At 71.9% G+C, this 15442-nt stretch carries 16 protein-coding genes; 5 read left to right on the top strand and 11 right to left on the bottom strand.

The features are described 5' to 3' along the window. Window positions 1-68: 68 nt before the first annotated feature. Window positions 69-542 (bottom strand): MarR family winged helix-turn-helix transcriptional regulator, encoded by a 474-nt coding sequence (locus tag MBA17_RS01985; RefSeq protein WP_238494462.1) that lies wholly within the window; start codon window positions 540-542, stop codon window positions 69-71. Beyond that, window positions 539-1168 (bottom strand): DJ-1/PfpI family protein, encoded by a 630-nt coding sequence (locus MBA17_RS01980; RefSeq protein WP_238494461.1) that lies wholly within the window; start codon window positions 1166-1168, stop codon window positions 539-541. The genes MBA17_RS01985 and MBA17_RS01980 overlap by 4 nt, the downstream gene beginning before the upstream one ends. Before the next feature lie 157 nt (window positions 1169-1325). Between MBA17_RS01980 and mads6 the strand changes: the two genes are divergently transcribed. After that, a complete protein-coding gene (mads6, locus tag MBA17_RS01975) occupies window positions 1326-2789 on the top strand; it encodes a methylation-associated defense system protein kinase MAD6 (RefSeq protein ID WP_238494460.1) in 1464 nt (487 codons plus the stop codon). A gap of 143 nt (window positions 2790-2932) precedes the next feature. Here mads6 and MBA17_RS01970 read toward each other — a convergent pair whose 3' ends face one another. Together MBA17_RS01970 and MBA17_RS01965 are read right to left on the bottom strand one after the other, a co-directional pair. Then, on the bottom strand, window positions 2933-4120 hold the full coding sequence (locus MBA17_RS01970; RefSeq protein ID WP_238494459.1) for a TolB-like translocation protein: 1188 nt from the start codon (window positions 4118-4120) through the stop codon (window positions 2933-2935). Continuing rightward, window positions 4117-4602, bottom strand: a complete 486-nt coding sequence (locus MBA17_RS01965) for a SigE family RNA polymerase sigma factor (RefSeq protein WP_238494458.1) — start codon at window positions 4600-4602, stop codon at window positions 4117-4119. Before MBA17_RS01965 ends, MBA17_RS01970 begins: the two co-directional genes overlap by 4 nt. Window positions 4603-4770: 168 nt before the next feature. Between MBA17_RS01965 and MBA17_RS01960 the strand changes: the two genes are divergently transcribed. Both MBA17_RS01960 and MBA17_RS01955 read left to right on the top strand, forming a co-directional pair. Further along, the gene (locus tag MBA17_RS01960; RefSeq protein ID WP_238494457.1) at window positions 4771-5391 is read left to right on the top strand and encodes an HNH endonuclease family protein; all 621 of its coding nucleotides are present in this window, start codon (window positions 4771-4773) and stop codon (window positions 5389-5391) included. Between the two features lie 42 nt (window positions 5392-5433). Next, complete coding sequence (locus MBA17_RS01955) at window positions 5434-6906, top strand: M48 family metallopeptidase (RefSeq protein WP_238494456.1); 1473 nt, start codon at window positions 5434-5436, stop codon at window positions 6904-6906. Between the two features lie 270 nt (window positions 6907-7176). Here the strand turns inward: MBA17_RS01955 and MBA17_RS01950 are convergent, their stop codons facing one another. The 6 genes from MBA17_RS01950 to MBA17_RS01925 are packed head-to-tail and all read right to left on the bottom strand — an operon-like array spanning window position 7177 to window position 11982. After that, on the bottom strand, window positions 7177-7929 hold the full coding sequence (locus tag MBA17_RS01950) for a copper homeostasis protein CutC (protein ID WP_238494455.1): 753 nt from the start codon (window positions 7927-7929) through the stop codon (window positions 7177-7179). After that, window positions 7926-8876 carry an asparaginase gene (locus tag MBA17_RS01945; RefSeq protein ID WP_238494454.1) on the bottom strand — a complete coding sequence of 317 codons (951 nt, stop codon included), beginning with the start codon at window positions 8874-8876 and terminating at the stop codon, window positions 7926-7928. The genes MBA17_RS01950 and MBA17_RS01945 overlap by 4 nt, the downstream gene beginning before the upstream one ends. Beyond that, entirely contained in the window at window positions 8869-9678 is an 810-nt protein-coding gene (locus MBA17_RS01940) for an amino acid ABC transporter permease (protein ID WP_238494453.1), read from the bottom strand. Before MBA17_RS01940 ends, MBA17_RS01945 begins: the two co-directional genes overlap by 8 nt. After that, a complete protein-coding gene (locus tag MBA17_RS01935) occupies window positions 9675-10319 on the bottom strand; it encodes an amino acid ABC transporter permease (RefSeq protein WP_238494452.1) in 645 nt (214 codons plus the stop codon). The genes MBA17_RS01940 and MBA17_RS01935 overlap by 4 nt, the downstream gene beginning before the upstream one ends. Beyond that, a complete protein-coding gene (locus tag MBA17_RS01930; RefSeq protein ID WP_238494451.1) occupies window positions 10319-11233 on the bottom strand; it encodes a glutamate ABC transporter substrate-binding protein in 915 nt (304 codons plus the stop codon). Before MBA17_RS01930 ends, MBA17_RS01935 begins: the two co-directional genes overlap by 1 nt. A 20-nt stretch (window positions 11234-11253) precedes the next feature. Next, window positions 11254-11982 carry an amino acid ABC transporter ATP-binding protein gene (locus tag MBA17_RS01925; RefSeq protein WP_238494450.1) on the bottom strand — a complete coding sequence of 243 codons (729 nt, stop codon included), beginning with the start codon at window positions 11980-11982 and terminating at the stop codon, window positions 11254-11256. 104 nt (window positions 11983-12086) lie between these two features. Between MBA17_RS01925 and MBA17_RS01920 the strand changes: the two genes are divergently transcribed. After that, the gene (locus MBA17_RS01920) at window positions 12087-13229 is read left to right on the top strand and encodes an ROK family protein (protein ID WP_238494449.1); all 1143 of its coding nucleotides are present in this window, start codon (window positions 12087-12089) and stop codon (window positions 13227-13229) included. 116 nt (window positions 13230-13345) lie between these two features. On the opposite strand, the gene MBA17_RS01915 is transcribed toward MBA17_RS01920, so the two are convergent. After that, window positions 13346-14266, bottom strand: a complete 921-nt coding sequence (locus MBA17_RS01915; RefSeq protein ID WP_238494448.1) for a 1-aminocyclopropane-1-carboxylate deaminase/D-cysteine desulfhydrase — start codon at window positions 14264-14266, stop codon at window positions 13346-13348. Window positions 14267-14313: 47 nt separating this feature from the next. Here MBA17_RS01915 and galK point away from each other — a divergent pair, with 47 nt between their 5' ends. Next, entirely contained in the window at window positions 14314-15435 is a 1122-nt protein-coding gene (gene galK, locus MBA17_RS01910; RefSeq protein WP_238494447.1) for a galactokinase, read from the top strand. The last annotated feature ends 7 nt before the right edge of the window (window positions 15436-15442 follow it).

The raw sequence follows: 15442 nt of genomic DNA, 5'->3' as shown, positions 1-15442 counted from the left end.
CACGATGCGCTCGAACCGACTGCGGCCGAACTGCGGGACCCGCGTCGGGCCGTGCCGTCCGGGTGCGATCACCCGCCGGGCGGCGGGCCGTCGTCCACCTGACCGGCGACCGCGTCGAGGGCCCTTACGAGGGTTTCGAGGGCGTGCAGGGCGTCACGGAAGGCGGGCAGGCCGAGTTCGGCCGCCAGCAGCTCGGCCAGCCGGCGGTGGCCGGGATCGATCTTCCGGATGGCGGCTCTCCCGGCCGGGGTCGGGGTCAGCAGCTTCGCCCTGCGGTGGGCCGGGTTCGGCCGGTATTCGGCCAGGCCGCCCTCGACGAGGAGGTCGGCCGTCCGCTGGACGCCCTGGCGGGTGATGCCCATGGCGCGGGCGATTCCGGCCACGGGCAACGGGGTGCGCAGGACCGCGCCGAGCACCTGCCACCAGGCGGCGGTGAGCCCGGCCGGCCTGGCCAGCTTCTCCGACACCTCGAGGAACTGGCCGTTGAGCCGGAAGACCGCCAGCGCCGTGCCCGACAGCAGGTCCGCCTCCTCGCCGCTCACTCCTCCCCCGCCACCGCCGCGAGCACGCCGTACGCCTGGGGGTCGTGCCGGCTGAACAGCCGGTACCAGGCGTCGAGCACCTCGGGTGTGTAGACGCCGAGCCTGCCGAGGATCTCGCGGGCGAACTCGATCGGGGCCGTCGTGCCGGCCGTGATCAGGTCGCCGTCGGTGACGGCCAGTTCGTCGCGGTAGTGCGCGGCCCCGCCGTACCCCTCCTGGTAGCGCAGGTAGTCGAGGGCGGAGCTGGTGTGGTCGCGGTCGTCGAGCAGGCCCTGCCCGGCCAGCCCGGCGGTCGCCCCGCAGATCGCGGCGACGGGGGCACCCGCGTCGAGGAAGGCGGCCGCCTTGCGGGCGAAGGCGGTCAGCGCGCCCGCGTCCCAGGCGTCGGCCCCCGGGAGGATGAGCATCGCGCTGGCGGCCGGGTCGAGCCGGTCGAGGGTGAGGTCGGGGACGATGCGGACGCCGCCCATCGTGGTCACCGGGTCCAGGGTCTCCGCCACGGTGACCACGTCGAGGCCGCCCGGCTCGCGATGCCATCTGCCGTTGCGGATGTGACTGATCGCGTGACCCACCTCCCAGTCGGCCAGCGTGTCGTAGACGGCCAAGTGAACGGTCTTCTTACTCATCAGAGCCCTTCCTTCATCCGATATGACAACATATTGGCATATCGGCAATATGTTGTCAATTTGACAGTATGTTGTCGTTTGACCCAAACGTGGTGGGAAACGCCCGATACTGGGGGGAGGTGATGCTGCAGCGGCGTAGAAGGGCGGAACGCTAGAGATGGCACAGATCGTCGGCGGCGGACGTCCGGTGAACGACGCCGAACGGCGGGTCATCGCGCACCTGCGTGACAGCGCCCCCGCTGACTGGCTGTTGCTGCACAACATCGAGGTGCCACGCGGCGAGGAGATCTTCGAGGTCGACCTGATCGTGCTCACCGGGCACTCGCTCAGCATCATCGACGTCAAGGGGACGCACGGCCGGATCCAGGTCGCGGGCACCCGCTGGTTCCCCCCGCGCCACGGCGCCTTCGGATCCCCGGTGGCCAAGGTCAGAGGCACCGCGCGGGCGCTCAAGGGCCTCCTCGTCGACCGGCACCGCGAGCTGGAACGCGTCTACGTCGACAGCCTGGTGGTGCTGACCGCCCCCGACGCGGTCCTGGTCGACCCCGCCGGGCGCGACTCACGAAACGTCACGACCCTGACCGGGCTGATCACCACGCTGGGCGACGTCTCACGCGTCAGACGAGGATGCAGCCCCGACGCCAAGCCGTACGGCACAGCGATCCTGGAGGCGCTCAACGGCGCGGTGCGGCGTTCCACGACCCCGCCCAGGTTCGGCAACTGGGAGGTGGAGGAGCAACTCGGGGGCGACAACCGGGTCACCGAGTACCGCGCGGTGAACGCGACCGCCAGGGGCGCGGAGACGGTGCTGCTCCGGGTCTACCAGGCCGATCCGATGGCGATCACGGAGCAGCGGGAGGCGGAGCGGCAGCGGATCGCCAACGCGTACCGGTCGCTGACCAAGATTCCCGCGCACCCGTGCGTGGTCCGCTCGCGCGACTTCTTCGGCATCGACGACGAGAGCCGGTTCGTCCTGGTTCTCGACGACGTCCACGGGCACGCGCTGCACCTGCGTCTCGCCGGCGGCCCGGTCGAACCGGCGCTCGACCTGGTGGAGGACATCCTGCGCGGGCTGGCGCACGTCCACGCGAACGGCGTCGTGCACCGCGCGCTCAGCCCCGCGAACGTGCTGGTGACCGAGGCGGGCCGGGCCATGCTGACCGGCTTCGACCACGCCAAGCCGGGCCCGCGCGACTACACCGTGGCCAACGAGTTGCCCGGCCTGCTCGACGTGCACTATGTGGCCCCCGAGTGCCAGACCAGCCCGGAGCGGATGACCTTCGCGTCCGACGTGTACGCGGCGGGCGTGATCGCCTTCCAGCTCCTGACCGGCCGGCTGCCCGAGCCCAGTCCCGACGCCGAGACGGCGGACGGCGACCTCGACGCGAAGGTCATGGACCTGGTCCGCTGGATGCGCGACCAGTCCCCCGCCAAGCGCCCCGGCGCGGCGGAAGCCCTCGGCACCCTACGCGGGATCCGCGCGGGGCGGCCCCAGCAAGCCCCGCAGAATCCGCATCCGGCCACCCAGCGGTTCCCAGTCCAGGAGGAGGACGCCGAGCCCGCCGAGCCGATGCGGTTCGGACGGCTCCGCGACACCCTCAGGCGGCTCGCCGGCCGCTGAGGCCCACGCCCTTCGCCGACCGACTCCGGACGCTGGAGAGCCGCCCCCGCGACACCCTCAGATCCCCGGAAGCCGCCCGAAAACCTGCATGCGGCACCCCGGGCGCCGAGAAGCCACCCCGGAAGCCGGGTCGCGGCCCGGTCTCACTTGATCGAGGCGAGGTCCACGATCACCTTCTTGCCCTGCGATTCGTAGTGGAACACAGTGGCACGGCGGTCGACGTGCTCGCCCCGGAGAGTGCCCTTGCGCGTCGGGCGAATGCCCAGGTCACCGGCACGCCCGGTGGACAGGTCGTACAGCACCATGCCGCTCAGCCCCTTCTTTCCCATCTGGAAGAGGGTGAGGAACCGGTCGAGGGCGGGCGTGTTCATGCTCCTCCCCGGCATCGTGCGCCCTGCCGAACCGTCGCGGTGCTGCGCGCTCCTGCCGAGCAGGCACCAGGTGAGCCCGCAGTTCCACCCGCGGTCTTCGCTCATCATCTCCCGGCGCTCGCCGGTCTCCGCGTTGTACGCGGTTCCGAAGCGGCGGACGACGTTCTTCTCCTTCTCCGGCAGATAGGGAGCGGTCCAGGGCCAGTCGAGCAGGCGGTGCCCCGTGGTGCCGGGCAGCGGCTTGGAACGCCCGCCGTTGAGGCTCATCTGGTAGACGCCGCCCGTCTTCCAGCGCGACCAGATGGCCTTACGGCCGGCGATCACCAGGTCGATGCCCTGGTCCTCGTCGAACGAGACGAGTTTGCGCTGCGGTCCGCCGGTGATCGGGGCCGTCCAGATGTCCACGATCTTCCTGCTGCCGTCCTTCCGCAGGGTCCACCAGGCCAACCGGCCGTCGCCCGCCACCACGAACGGGGCGGTGACCACCGTTCCCGGCGGGGCCTCGATCGTGACCAGCCTGGCGGCCCTCCCGGCGTCCAGATCATAGGCCCACAGCCCGTCGGGCCGGTCGACGTGGTCTCCCTTCCTGGTCAGGACGAGAACCGTGTGGTCGTTCAGGAAGAGCTGCGGGTCGAACCGCCGGCCATTGGGCAGCCGCGGCGGGACGGTGTGCACCGCGCGCGGCCACACCTTCTCGATCGGCGGCATCGCCGGGTCGATCACCGGCTGCTCGGTGGGGCGAGCGGCGGGCTCGCCGTCAGGCGGAGCCAGCCGGCCGGTCGCGAGCGCGGCACCGGCGGTCACGACGGCCACCGCCGCCGCGGCGGCCACGGTGACCCCTCGCCGGCGGCGCCGGGAGTGCCGGGCGCGCACCTGGTTCAGGAAGTCGGGCGCGGCGGTGGGGGCACGGCTCGCCTGACGGTCGAGGGCGCGGCTCAGGGCGTCTTCCAGATCTCTCATAGCAGGCTCTCCGCAAGGTGAACGCTCGAACGAAGTTTGTCCAGGGCACGGGACGCCTGGCTGCGGACCGTGCCGCGGGAGACGCCGAGGATCGCCGAGATCTCCAGGTCCGACCGGTCCTCGTAGTAACGCAGCACGATCACCGCCCGCTGGCGGCGGGGCAGCTTCGCCAGTTCCGCCCACAGTTCGTCGTCGTGCCTCTCCGGCGGCTCGACCGCCCGCCGGTCGGGGGGATCCCCGATGAGGACCTCGCGTTGCCGCCGGCGCCACGCGCCGATGTGCAGCCGCGCCATCGAGGTGCGGACATAGCTCTCCGGGTCGTGTTTCCGCTTGACCCGCGGCCAGGAGCCGCGGAGCCGTACGAGTGCCTCCTGGACCAGGTCGGCGGCGTCGTGCGGGTTTCCCGTGAGCATGTATCCGTATCTCAGGAGTGCGTCCGCCCGATCGGACACGAAGCGTTCGAACAGCGGATCGTCGGTCACATGGTCCCCCTTCGTCCAGACATAGACGGAGAAGCGACCCGAAGTGTTGCACCCGGCTCGGCCGCGGGCAGACGGTGATCCACGGGGCGGGCAAAGCTCGTCCTAGAAGATCGTCAATCGGCCGCGTGGGGAAGAGAGTAGGCGGCAGACGATCTTTACGGTCTGCGCGTGATCATATACACGCTCACCGCGCTCGTCGCGGTCACCTCGATCCTGCCGCCGCCACCGCCGCCGGCCTCCATCGCCCGCACCCAGCTGGACGCCCTCGTCGTCCTCGCGCCCGGCACCTCCGACGGGTACAGCAGGTCCAAGTTCCCGCACTGGGCCACCGTCCAGGGCACCTGCGACACGCGGGAGACCGTGCTGCGCCGCGACGGCCAGGACGTGCAGGTCGACGACCAGTGCCGTGCTGTGAGGGGCGTCTGGCACTCGCCGTACGACGGAGCGACCTGGCGGCTGGCCTCCGACATCGACATCGACCACATGGTCCCGCTGTCGGAGGCGTGGAAGTCGGGAGCGAACGACTGGACGACCAGCCGGCGCGGATCGTTCGCCAACGATCTCGACTCCAGCCAGCTCTGGGCCGTCACCGACAACGTGAATCAGGCCAAGGGCGACAAGGACCCCGCCGTGTGGCGGCCGCCGCTGACGAGCTTCTACTGCATCTACGCGCGCTCCTGGATCGAGGTGAAGTCACGCTGGGGACTCTCGGTCGACCCCGCCGAGAAGCAGGCACTGGTGGGCATGCTCGACCTCTGCACCGACGATCCCAGGGACCGGCTCCGTTAGGGTCGTTTCAGATCTGACCCCTCATCGTGGAGCCCATCTTCCATGACCACCGCTCTGAGGGCCGTGCTGGCCTTCACCCTGCTCGCCGGCTTCTATCTGCTGGTCGGCGTCATTCTGGCGGCCGCCGTGTTCTTCGACGTCCTGTTGTTCGTCGACTTCCACGCCCGCGGCGTGCAGATCGCCGTCCTGCTGACCCTCGCCGCGGCCGCGCTGGTGCGGGCGTTGTGGATGGTCAGCCGCAGGAAGGCCGGCGAGCAGCCGGGGGTCGCGGTCTCCCGGGAGCAGGAGCCCCACCTGTGGCGGACCATCGAGGAGCTGGCCCAGCACGTGCGGACCGCGCCCCCGGACGAGATCCGGCTCGTCGCCGAGGTGAACGCCGCCGTCGCCGAGGACACCCGGTTCCTCGGCCTGCGCGCGACGCGACGCCGCATGTACATCGGGCTGCCGCTGCTCGAAACGCTCACCGTCGATGAGATGCGCGCGGTGCTCGGGCACGAACTGGGCCACTACAGCGGCGCCCACACCCGGCTCGGCGCGCCCGTCTACCGGGGCAGGGTCGCCCTGATCGCCACCGTCCGGGGGCTGGGCGGCCACCCGTTCGTGCAGCGCTTGTTCTCCGCGTACGCCAAGCTCTATCTGCGCGTGTCGCAGGCCGTCTCGCGCCGCCAGGAGCTGGAGGCCGACGCGTTCGCGGTCGCCATCGCGGGCCGGGACGCCATGGGCGGCGCGCTTCGCAAGATCCACGCCACGGCGCTGGCCTGGGACCTGTTCACCGAGCACTACATGACGATGTCGGGGACGGGCGGAAATCGTCCCGCGCAGGTTCTCGCGGGCTTCCACGCGATGGCCGGCGACCCCGCCAGGAGGGCGCAACTGGCCGGCGCGGCCGAGCAGCCGGTGGAGACCTCGCCCTACGACTCCCACCCCGGCCTGCACGACCGGCTGGCCGCGATCGCCCTGCTGCCCGACCCGGGGCACCCGCCCAACCCGAGGCTGGCCACCGCCATGCTGGTCGATCCGGCGGTCGCGGCGGCGGCCGTCGAGCAGACCATCTGGACCCAGGAGGCGCTGTCCGGGCTGCGGCCCGTCTCCTGGGAGGACCTGGTCGCGCACGGGATGTACGCCGCGCGTAACGCCGAGGCGCTGCACGATCTCTCCGTCGCGGGCCAGCGGGTCATGGGCACCCCGCTGCCCTATCTCGACGCCTCCTTCGAAGCGCTGGCCAGGGGGCAGCACGCCGCGCTGGAGCACGAGTTGCGGCAGCTCGGCTGGAACGCGTCGGGCACGCTGCTCGCCGGGGTGCTCGGGCAGGCCCTGGAGGCGACGCTCATCCAGCACGGCGAGGCCCGCTGGACCCTCTCCTGGTCGGGTCCGGCCCGCCTGCTGTTCACCGACGGCGAGGAGGTCTCGGTGGCGCAGTACGCGGCCAAGGTCGTCGCCGACCCCTCAGGGGTGCCCGGGATGCGCGCCTGGCTCGCCGAGCTGGGCGTGGCCCCCGACTACACGCCCGCCTGACCCCGCGACCCCGACCGACCCCCGACTACACGCCCATCTGACCCCGCGCCCCCGACCGACCCCGGACCACACACCCGGAGACAGGCCTGCCCGACCCGGAGACCTCTACCCGATCCAGAAAGCGACGACCGGCTGCGCATCACCCCCGCGTCGCACATCCAGCCGCACCCGCAGCACCCACTGCACCCACTGCACCGCCGAGACCGGCGCATCCGCCGAGACCCGACCGGCCCGCCAGGCACCCCCGTCCTGGCGGGCCGGCCGTGCCGGTCAGGCGCCCGTTCCGCCGGCCGCGATGACCTCGCCGACCAGGGCGGCCGAGGTGACCTGGCGAAGGTACTCCGGACGCCTCAGCTCGCCGCCCATGAACGGGTGCGGGTTGCGGTGGGTCGCGGGGCTGGGCGCGTCCACGAGGGCGGCGAAGTGGATCTCCCTCGCCCCGGTGGCCGCCACCACCCGGCCCACGTTGCGCGGGGTGATGCCGCCGCCCGGCATCACGATGAGCTGGTCGCCCGCCCGCTCGACCAGGGACGCGATCAGCGGCGCGCCCTCCAGCGCGGTGACGTCCTGGCCGGAGGTGAGGACGCGGTCCACGCCCAGGCCCGCGAGGACGTCGAGGGCGGCGAACGGGTCGGCGGCCATGTCGAAGGCGCGGTGGAAGGTGACCGAGAGCCCTCCGGCCGCGCCGATGAGCCGCTTGGCGACCTCCGTGTCCACCTCGCCCGCCGGGGTCAGCACGCCGATCACCACGCCCTGCGCCCCGGCGTCCCGCACCGTGGCGACGTCGCGTTCCATGGCCGCGATCTCGTGCTCGTCGTAGATGAAGTCACCGCCACGCGGACGAATGATCACATGGACCCGGACCGAGGAGACCGCCGCGAGCGTCGCCTCGACGGTGCCGAGGGTCGGGGTGAGGCCGCCGTCGAACAGCGCCGAGCACAGCTCCACCCGGTGCGCCCCGGCCCGCTCGGCCGCGACCGCGCCCGCCGTACTGTCGATGCAGATTTCATAGGTAAGGCTCATATCTCCCCCAAAGCGTGGATCTCGCCGACCGGGACTCCCCCGCCCAGCACCGGAACCCTGGCGTACTCGGCCGCGGCCGCCACGTCGCCGCCCGCCGCGGCGAGTGCCGCCAGCGCGATCGCGGTGGTGGCCCGGGGGCTCCCGTCGATGACCTTGACGGCGGCGGTGTGCCCGGTGCCGAGCGCGACGACGAGCACGCCCTCGGCCCCGCCCTTGGCCACCGCGCCGGGCAGCGCCCGCATCAGCGTGGTGTTCACGTGCCCGGTGCCGCCGACGTACTCGGGATGGGCGCGCATCGCGTCGGCGACCCGCCGCGGCGGCGACCCGGGCTCCGCCAGAACCAGCCCCTGTACGGCCCGCGCCAGCCCGGTCAGCGTCACCGCGAACAACGGCGCGCCGCACCCGTCCACCGCGACGTGGGCGGCCTTCTCCCCCGACAGTTCCTCGACCGCCTGCCTGATCCGGACCTGCACGGGATGGCCGGGATCGAGGTAGGAGCCGACCGGCTCACCGGCGGCCACGGACGCGGCGAGCATCGCGGCGTGCTTGCCCGAGCAGTTCATCCGTTCCCGCGAGGGCGTCCGGCCACCGCGGATCAGCGCGTGCCGGGTGGCCTCGTCCTCGGGCCAGTCGGCCGGGCAGCCGAGGGCGTCGAACCCGAGCCCGGCCTCGGCGAGCATCACGGCGGCCAGCCGTACGTGGAAGTCCTCGCCGGTGTGGCTGCCGGCGGCGATGGCGAGGCGGGGGCCGTGCAGGGCGGCGCCCGAGAGCAGGCAGCCGAGCGCCTGGAACGGCTTGGCGGAGGAGCGTGGCAGGACCGGGGCGTCCACCGGGCCGCGGGCGACCGCGACGTGACCGCCGGGCGCGAGCACCACGGCGGCACCGTGGTGAACGCTCTCCACGAATCCGGACCGCACCACCTCGGCGAGCGGGACCAGATCAGGCACGGGTGAGCCTCCTTCGCGGTTGACGGGCTTCGAGCACCCGCGCGAGCTTGGACAGCGACGCGTTGACCACCAGATAGACCAGCGCGACGATGATGTAGGTCTGGATGAGCAGCCCGTTGTAGGTGGCCAGCACCTTGCCGCTGTAGAGCAGTTCGGCGTAGCTGACCACGAAGCCGAGCGAGGTGTCCTTCAGCAGGCCCACCGACTGGCTGACCATCGAGGGCAGCACCCTCCTGGCGGCCTGCGGGAGCACGATCATGCGCATGGTCCGGCCGTGGGTGAGCCCGACGGCCAGGCCCGCCTCGGTCTGGCCGCGCGGGACGGACAGGATTCCGGCCCGGAAGATCTCCGCGAAGGCGGCCGCGTTGGAGACCGCGAGCGGCACCACGAGTTTCCAGAACAACGGCAGGTCGAGCCCGTAGCGGGGCAGCGCGAACAACACGATGTAGACGAGCAGCAGTGCCGGGACGGTCCGCACGACCTCGACGTAGGCGGCGGAGGGCAGCCGGATCCACCGGCGGCGGGACAGCCTGCCGAGGGCGAGCGCGAGCCCGCCGGCCATCGCCAGCGCGGCGGAGACGACCGCCGCCAGCGCGGTAGCGGCGAGCCCGTCGAGCAGGTAGCGCCACATCGGCCAGGTCGCGTAGGGCTGCCAGCGGTCCGCGTCGAGCTGCCCGTTGGCGGCGAACTGGCGTACGGCCAGCGCCACCACCCCCAGGACCACGATCGCCCCGGCCACGGTGGCGATCCGGATCCTGCGCCGGGCCCGCGGCCCGGGTTCGTCGAAGAGCAGGTCGCTCATCGGATCATCACCAGCCGTCGTTCGAGCCGCCCGGTGACGAACCCGGCACAGGCGGCGATCAGCGCGTAGGCGAGTCCCGCCCCGACGAAGATCGGGATGGGCTGGGCCTCCAGCAGGTTGACCCGGTTGGCCGTCGCGGTCAGCTCGACCACGCCGACGGCCGCCGCGAGTGAGGTGTTCATCGTGAGGGCGATGAAGATGTTGCCGATCGGCTGGATCACCGTGCGCAGCGCCTGCGGCAGCACGACGTGGCGCAGCGACTGGCTGAAGGTCAGGCCGAGCGCGCGGGCCGCCTCGCCCTGCCCGGCGGCCACGGCGTTGACGCCCGAGCGCAGCGCCTCGGCGAGGTAGGCGGCCTCGTACAGCGCGATGACCACGATGGCCGTCTCCAGCAGCCCGGCCTTGACCCCGATCTCGGGCAGCCCGAAGACGGCGAGCACCAGCAGGACCAGCAGCGGCAGGTTCTGGAAGGTCTCCACGTAGGCCGTGCCGATCCCGCGCAGCACGCGGACCGGGCTGACCCGGAGGGCCGTGATCACCAGTCCGACGACCGCGGCGCCCGCGAAGGACGCCGCGGTGAGCTGGAGGGTCACGACCAGCCCCTGCCAGAACTGGGGGAGGTGATCGAGGAACGCGCTCATCAGGAACCTGGAACCGAGCCGATCTCCGGCGGGGTGGCCTCGCCCGGCACGATCGTGCCGATGGAGTTCTTCCAGATCTTCTGCCAGTTGCCGTCGCCCTGGATCTTCGTCAGCCAGCCGTTCACGAACTTCTTGAAGTCCTCGTCACCGTGCTTGAGGCCGATGCCGTACGGGTCGGTGGTGAAGGGCTTGCCGACGAGCTGGACCGAGGGGTCCTTCTGGGCGTTCGCGATCAGCAGGGTCTCGTCCTGCACGTAGACGTCGCCGCGTTCCTGCTTGAGCGCCTGCATGCATTCGGGGTCGCTGCCGAAGGTCACGATCTTGGCCTTCGGGGCGAGCTTCTCGATGGCCGGGATGGCCGGGGTGTTCGCGCCGGCGATCACGGTCTTGCCGTTCAGGTCCTCGGGCTTGGCGATGCCCGTGGTGCCCTTCCGGACGGCGAGGGTGAGGCCGGAGGAGTAGTACGGCCCGGCGAAGGCGACCTGCTTCGCCCGCTCCGGAGTGATCGTGTAGGTCTGGAAGACGACGTCCACGGTGCCGTTGGCGAGGAGGGCCTCGCGGGTCTCCGACGCCGAGTTGACGATCTTCACCTTGGGCTCGCCGATGATGTACTTGGCGAGCGCCTTGCCCATGTCGGCGTCGAATCCCTCGATCTCGCCGCTCACCGGGTTCTGCTGGGAGAGCAGCGGCGCGTCGAGCGATCCGCCGACGATCAGCTCGCCGCGCTGCTTGATCTTCTCCATCGTGGAGCCGGGCAAGATGTCCGCGACGGCGGCCACCGGCACGCCGGAGATCACGTCGCTCTTCTTGCTCTCGCCCGGCACCGCCGGGCTGCCGGAATCCGTGCCGCCACAGGCCGAGAGGCCGACCATCGTGAGTGCCGCGAGCGCGGCCACCCGCTTGATGGACACCACGGGCCCACCATCCTTTGCGATCAGTGAGTGAGTACCTTGGCCAGGAAGTCCCTGGCCCGGTCGGTTCGCGGAGCGTCGAAGAAGGCGTTCGGCTCGGCCGACTCGACGATCTGCCCGTCGTCCATGAACACCACGCGGTCGGCGGCCCTGCGGGCGAAGCCCATCTCGTGGGTGACGACGACCATGGTCATGCCGTCGGCGGCGAGCGCGGTCATCACGTCGAGCACCTCGCCCACCATCTCGGGGTCGAGTGCGGAGGTGGGCTCGTCGAAGAGCATCACCCGGGGCCGCATGGCCAGCGCGCGGGCGATGGCCGCCCGCTGCTGCTGGCCGCCGGAGAGCTGCGCGGGCATCTTGTCGGCCTGCTCGGCGATGCCGACCCTGGCCAGCAGTTCCCGCGCGGTCCGCTCCGCCTCTGGGCGGGCGTCGCCGCGCACCTTCATCGGCGCGAGCATGACGTTCTCCAGCACGGTCTTGTGCTGGAAGAGGTTGAAGGACTGGAAGACCATGCCGACGTCGGCCCGCAGTCCGGCCAGCTCGCGGCCCTCCACCGGGGCGGGCACGCCGTCGATGAGGATGTCGCCGGAACCGGCCGTCTCCAGCCGGTTGAGGCAGCGGCACAGCGTGGACTTGCCCGAGCCGGACGGGCCGATCACGACGACGACCTCGCCCTGCGCCACCTGGAGATGGATGTCGCGCAGCACGTGTTGGTCGCCGAACCACTTGTTCAGCCCTTGCACCTTGATCATGGTCATCTTCCTTCGATATCGAAGATAAAACGGACCGTAATGGATGATTCTGGGCGAAGTCAATATATTGCCGAGGTAAGGCAACGCGTGGTATTCCTCTCTCCATGTCAGGTCAAGAGAGGTTGCCCGTGCTGGGCGCACAGGGCGCTCTCCTGCGCCTCGTCGCCACCGGCCACGCCGAGTCCCGCGCGGAGCTGGCCCGCCTCTCCGGCCTCGCCGCCTCCAGCGTCTCGCTGCGCGTGGAGGAGCTGATCGGCAACGGGCTGCTGGTCGAGGAGGGCTCCGGCACCTCGCGCGGCGGCCGGCGTCCCCGGCGGCTGCGGGTCAGCCCCACCGCCGGCCTGCTCGCCGTGGCCGACCTGGGCGCGCATCACGCCCGGCTCGGCCTGCTCGACCTCAGCGGCACCCCGCTAATCGTCGAGGAGCGCCCGTGCGACATAGCGCTCGGCCCCGAGGCGACCCTCGACTGGATGGCCGCCGCCTTCGACGACCTCCTGCGGACCCACGGTCCGCCCGGAGTCCCGCTGCGCGGCGTGGGCACCGGCATCCCCGGCCCCGTGGACCCGGCGGGCGGGCGTGTCGTGTCCCCCTCCCGGATGCCCGGCTGGAACAACTTCTCCGTCGCCGAGCACCTCGGCGCGCGCTACGACCTACCGGTGATCGTCGAGAACGACGCCAACCTGCTGGCCGTCGGCGAAGCCCGCGCCTGGCCCGGCTGCGACAACCTGATGGTGCTCAAGGCCGGCACGGGCATCGGCTGCGGCGTCATCATGGACGGCCGCCTGCACCGGGGACGCGGCGCGGCGGGCGACATCAGCCACGTCCGCGTCACCACCGACTCCTCCGTCATGTGCTCCTGCGGCCACCCCGACTGCCTGGAGGCGTACGCGAGCGGCGCGGCGCTGATGAGCGCGCTGAACGAGCGCGGCATCCCGGTGCGCCGCCCCGCCGACGTCGTCTCCCTCGCCGAAGACGGCGTACCCGAGGCCACCGCCCTGGTCAGGAACGCCGGCCGGCTCATCGGCGAGGTGCTCACCGTCCTGGTCAACTTCCTCAACCCCGACGCCATCGTGGTCGGCGGCAACCTGTCCAGGGCCGAGCCGCTGATCTCCTCCATCCGTGCCGCCGTCTACGAGCGCTGCCTCCCCCTGGCCACCCGCGACCTGGAGATCGCCGTCACCCGCTCGGGCCCCGACGCGGCCCTCCTCGGCGCCGGTTCCCTCCTCCTGGACGCCGTCCTCGCCTGACGCCCGCGAAGGGCGCGAAAGGGCGCGGCCCTCCCGTCGCGGGCAGTGAGCCCCTCATAAGAGGCGGGCTCGGCCGGAGCGGCACATCGGCGGCGGTGCCCGTCGATCCAGCCGCGTCAGCGGGAGCCGTCCGAGCCCGAGCCCGTGTCCAAGCCCGCCGGGTCCGCCGGGTCCGCGCAGGGGGCGGCCGGGATCGAGGGCCGACCGGTGATCACCGCCACGATCCGCGTCCCCGGCGCGAATCCGGCGGCCCGCGCGTACAGGCCGTAGAGCATCTTGGCCACGTAGACGCGTTCCACCGGAAGGCCGTGCCTGGCCTCGAAGTCGCGGGCGAATCCGTCGAGCTCCGGCGGCACCCGGGCGTAGCCGCCGAAGTGGAAGTCCAGGTCGAGCTCCCAGTTCGCGGGCGCCGTGCCGTACGCCTCGGTCTGCAGGCGGGCCACCTCCGCCGCGAGGAACCCGGCGCCCTTCAGCACGGCGAAGCCCAGGGCCCGTTGCCCGGGACCGAGCCCGGCGGCGATCCCCGCGAGCGTGCCGCCGGTCCCCACCGGGCAGCAGACGACGTCGAACGATTCGGTGATCTCGCCGGGCAGTTCGGCGCAACCGCGCACCGCCGCCGCGTTGCTGCCGCCCTCGGGGAGCAGGTCGAAGTCGCCGAACCGGCGGCGGAGCAGGGCGATCACCTCGGGGGTGTGCTTGGCGCGGTAGGTCGTGCGGTCCAGGTAGGTCAGCCACATCCCGCACGCCCGGGCGTAGCCGAGGGAGGGGTTGAGCGGCAGGTGCTCCTCGCCGCGGATCACGCCGATCGTCGCGAGCCCCAGTCGCCGCCCGGCCGCGGCGACCGCCCTGATGTGCCCGGAGTAGGCCCCGCCGAAGGTCAGCAGCGTGCCGGTGCGCAGCTCACCCAGGTTGTGCCTGAGCTTGCGCCACTTGTTGCCGGTGATCTCGGGATCGATCAGGTCGTCACGCTTGAGCATCAGCGTGACTCCGCCCAGGCGCTCGTCGCGCACGATCTCCACCGGCGATGCAGGCTCCACAGCACGCTAATCTACGTCAGGGTGCATATGTTGAGGAGTGTTGGTTCATGCGCGTTATTGAGGCTTTTCGTGAAATGTTCGGCGCCGACCCCCAGGGCGTATGGCACGCGCCGGGGCGGGTCAACCTGATCGGTGAGCACACCGACTACAACGACGGGTTCGTGCTGCCCTTCGCCGTGCAGTGGGGCGTGACGGCGGCCGTGACACCCCGCGCCGACGGCATTGTGCGACTCTCGTCGCTGCAGGCGGACGGCCCGCCGCTGACGCTGTCCGAGCTGGAGGCCGCCGAGGGCTGGGCCCGCTACCCGGTCGGCGTGTTCTGGGCGATGCGCGAGGCCGGGCACGCCGTCGGGGGCGCCGACCTGTTGATCGACGGAGACGTGCCGCAAGGGGCCGGGCTGTCCTCCAGCGCGGCGCTGGAGGTGGTGGTCGCCACCGCGCTCAACGACCTGCACGGCCTGGGTCTCGGCAAGATGGAGCTCGCGCTGCTCGCCCAGCGCGCGGAGAACGACTTCGTCGGCGTGCCGTGCGGGATCATGGACCAGGCGGCCTCGGCGCTGAGCGAGGAGGGCAAGGCGCTGTTCCTCGACTGCCGCAGCCTGGGCAGCCGCACGATCCCGCTCGATCTGGCCGCGCACGGCCTGCAACTCCTGATCATCGACACGGGCGTGCACCACGACCTGGCCGACGGGCAGTACGCCCGCCGCCGCGCCGACTGCGAGAGCGCCGCCCGGCACCTCGGCGTCGACGCCCTGCGCGACGTGACCGACCTGGCCGGGGCGCTGAAGAGGCTGAGCGGCGACGAGCGCAAGCGCACTCAGCACGTGGTCACCGAGTCGCACCGGGTCGAGGCGCTGATCGGGCTGCTCCGGGCCGGTGCGGTCGCGGAGATCGGCGCGCTGCTCAACGCCTCGCATCTGTCCCTGCGCGACCAGTACGAGGTCTCCTGCGCCGAACTCGACGTCGCCGTCGAGGCGGCCGTCCGCGGTGGCGCGCGGGGCGCCAGGCTGACGGGAGGCGGCTTCGGCGGGTCGGCCATCGCCCTCGTGGCCGAGGAGCGCGCGCCGGCCGTACGGAAGTCCGTCGAGGCCGCCTACGCCGAGCGCGGCTGGAAGGCCCCCAGGTTCCTGCCCGCCGCCCCCTCCGCCGGGGCCCGCCGCCTCGCCTGACCTCCGC

Source organism: Dolomitihabitans soli (assembly GCF_022213955.1).
Taxonomy (GTDB): Bacteria; Actinomycetota; Actinomycetes; order Streptosporangiales; family Streptosporangiaceae; genus Streptosporangium_A; species Streptosporangium_A soli.
Note: the sequence above shows the minus strand (reverse complement) of the source record. Positions and strands in the feature narration are given on the sequence as shown.

Bases quoted from the DNA above. Each gene is read 5' to 3' on its own strand.
- MBA17_RS01970 (WP_238494459.1), bottom strand. From the start codon at position 4,120: ATGAGAGATCTGGAAGACGCCCTGAGCCGCGCCCTCGACCGTCAGGCG.
- MBA17_RS01935 (WP_238494452.1), bottom strand. From the start codon at position 10,319: ATGAGCGCGTTCCTCGATCACCTCCCCCAGTTCTGGCAGGGGCTGGTC.
- MBA17_RS01925 (WP_238494450.1), bottom strand. From the start codon at position 11,982: ATGATCAAGGTGCAAGGGCTGAACAAGTGGTTCGGCGACCAACACGTG.
- MBA17_RS01920 (WP_238494449.1), top strand. From the start codon at position 12,087: ATGTCAGGTCAAGAGAGGTTGCCCGTGCTGGGCGCACAGGGCGCTCTC.
- galK (WP_238494447.1), top strand. From the start codon at position 14,314: ATGCGCGTTATTGAGGCTTTTCGTGAAATGTTCGGCGCCGACCCCCAG.
- mads6 (WP_238494460.1), top strand. From the start codon at position 1,326: ATGGCACAGATCGTCGGCGGCGGACGTCCGGTGAACGACGCCGAACGG.
- MBA17_RS01955 (WP_238494456.1), top strand. From the start codon at position 5,434: ATGACCACCGCTCTGAGGGCCGTGCTGGCCTTCACCCTGCTCGCCGGC.
- MBA17_RS01940 (WP_238494453.1), bottom strand. From the start codon at position 9,678: ATGAGCGACCTGCTCTTCGACGAACCCGGGCCGCGGGCCCGGCGCAGG.
- MBA17_RS01950 (WP_238494455.1), bottom strand. From the start codon at position 7,929: ATGAGCCTTACCTATGAAATCTGCATCGACAGTACGGCGGGCGCGGTC.
- MBA17_RS01980 (WP_238494461.1), bottom strand. From the start codon at position 1,168: ATGAGTAAGAAGACCGTTCACTTGGCCGTCTACGACACGCTGGCCGAC.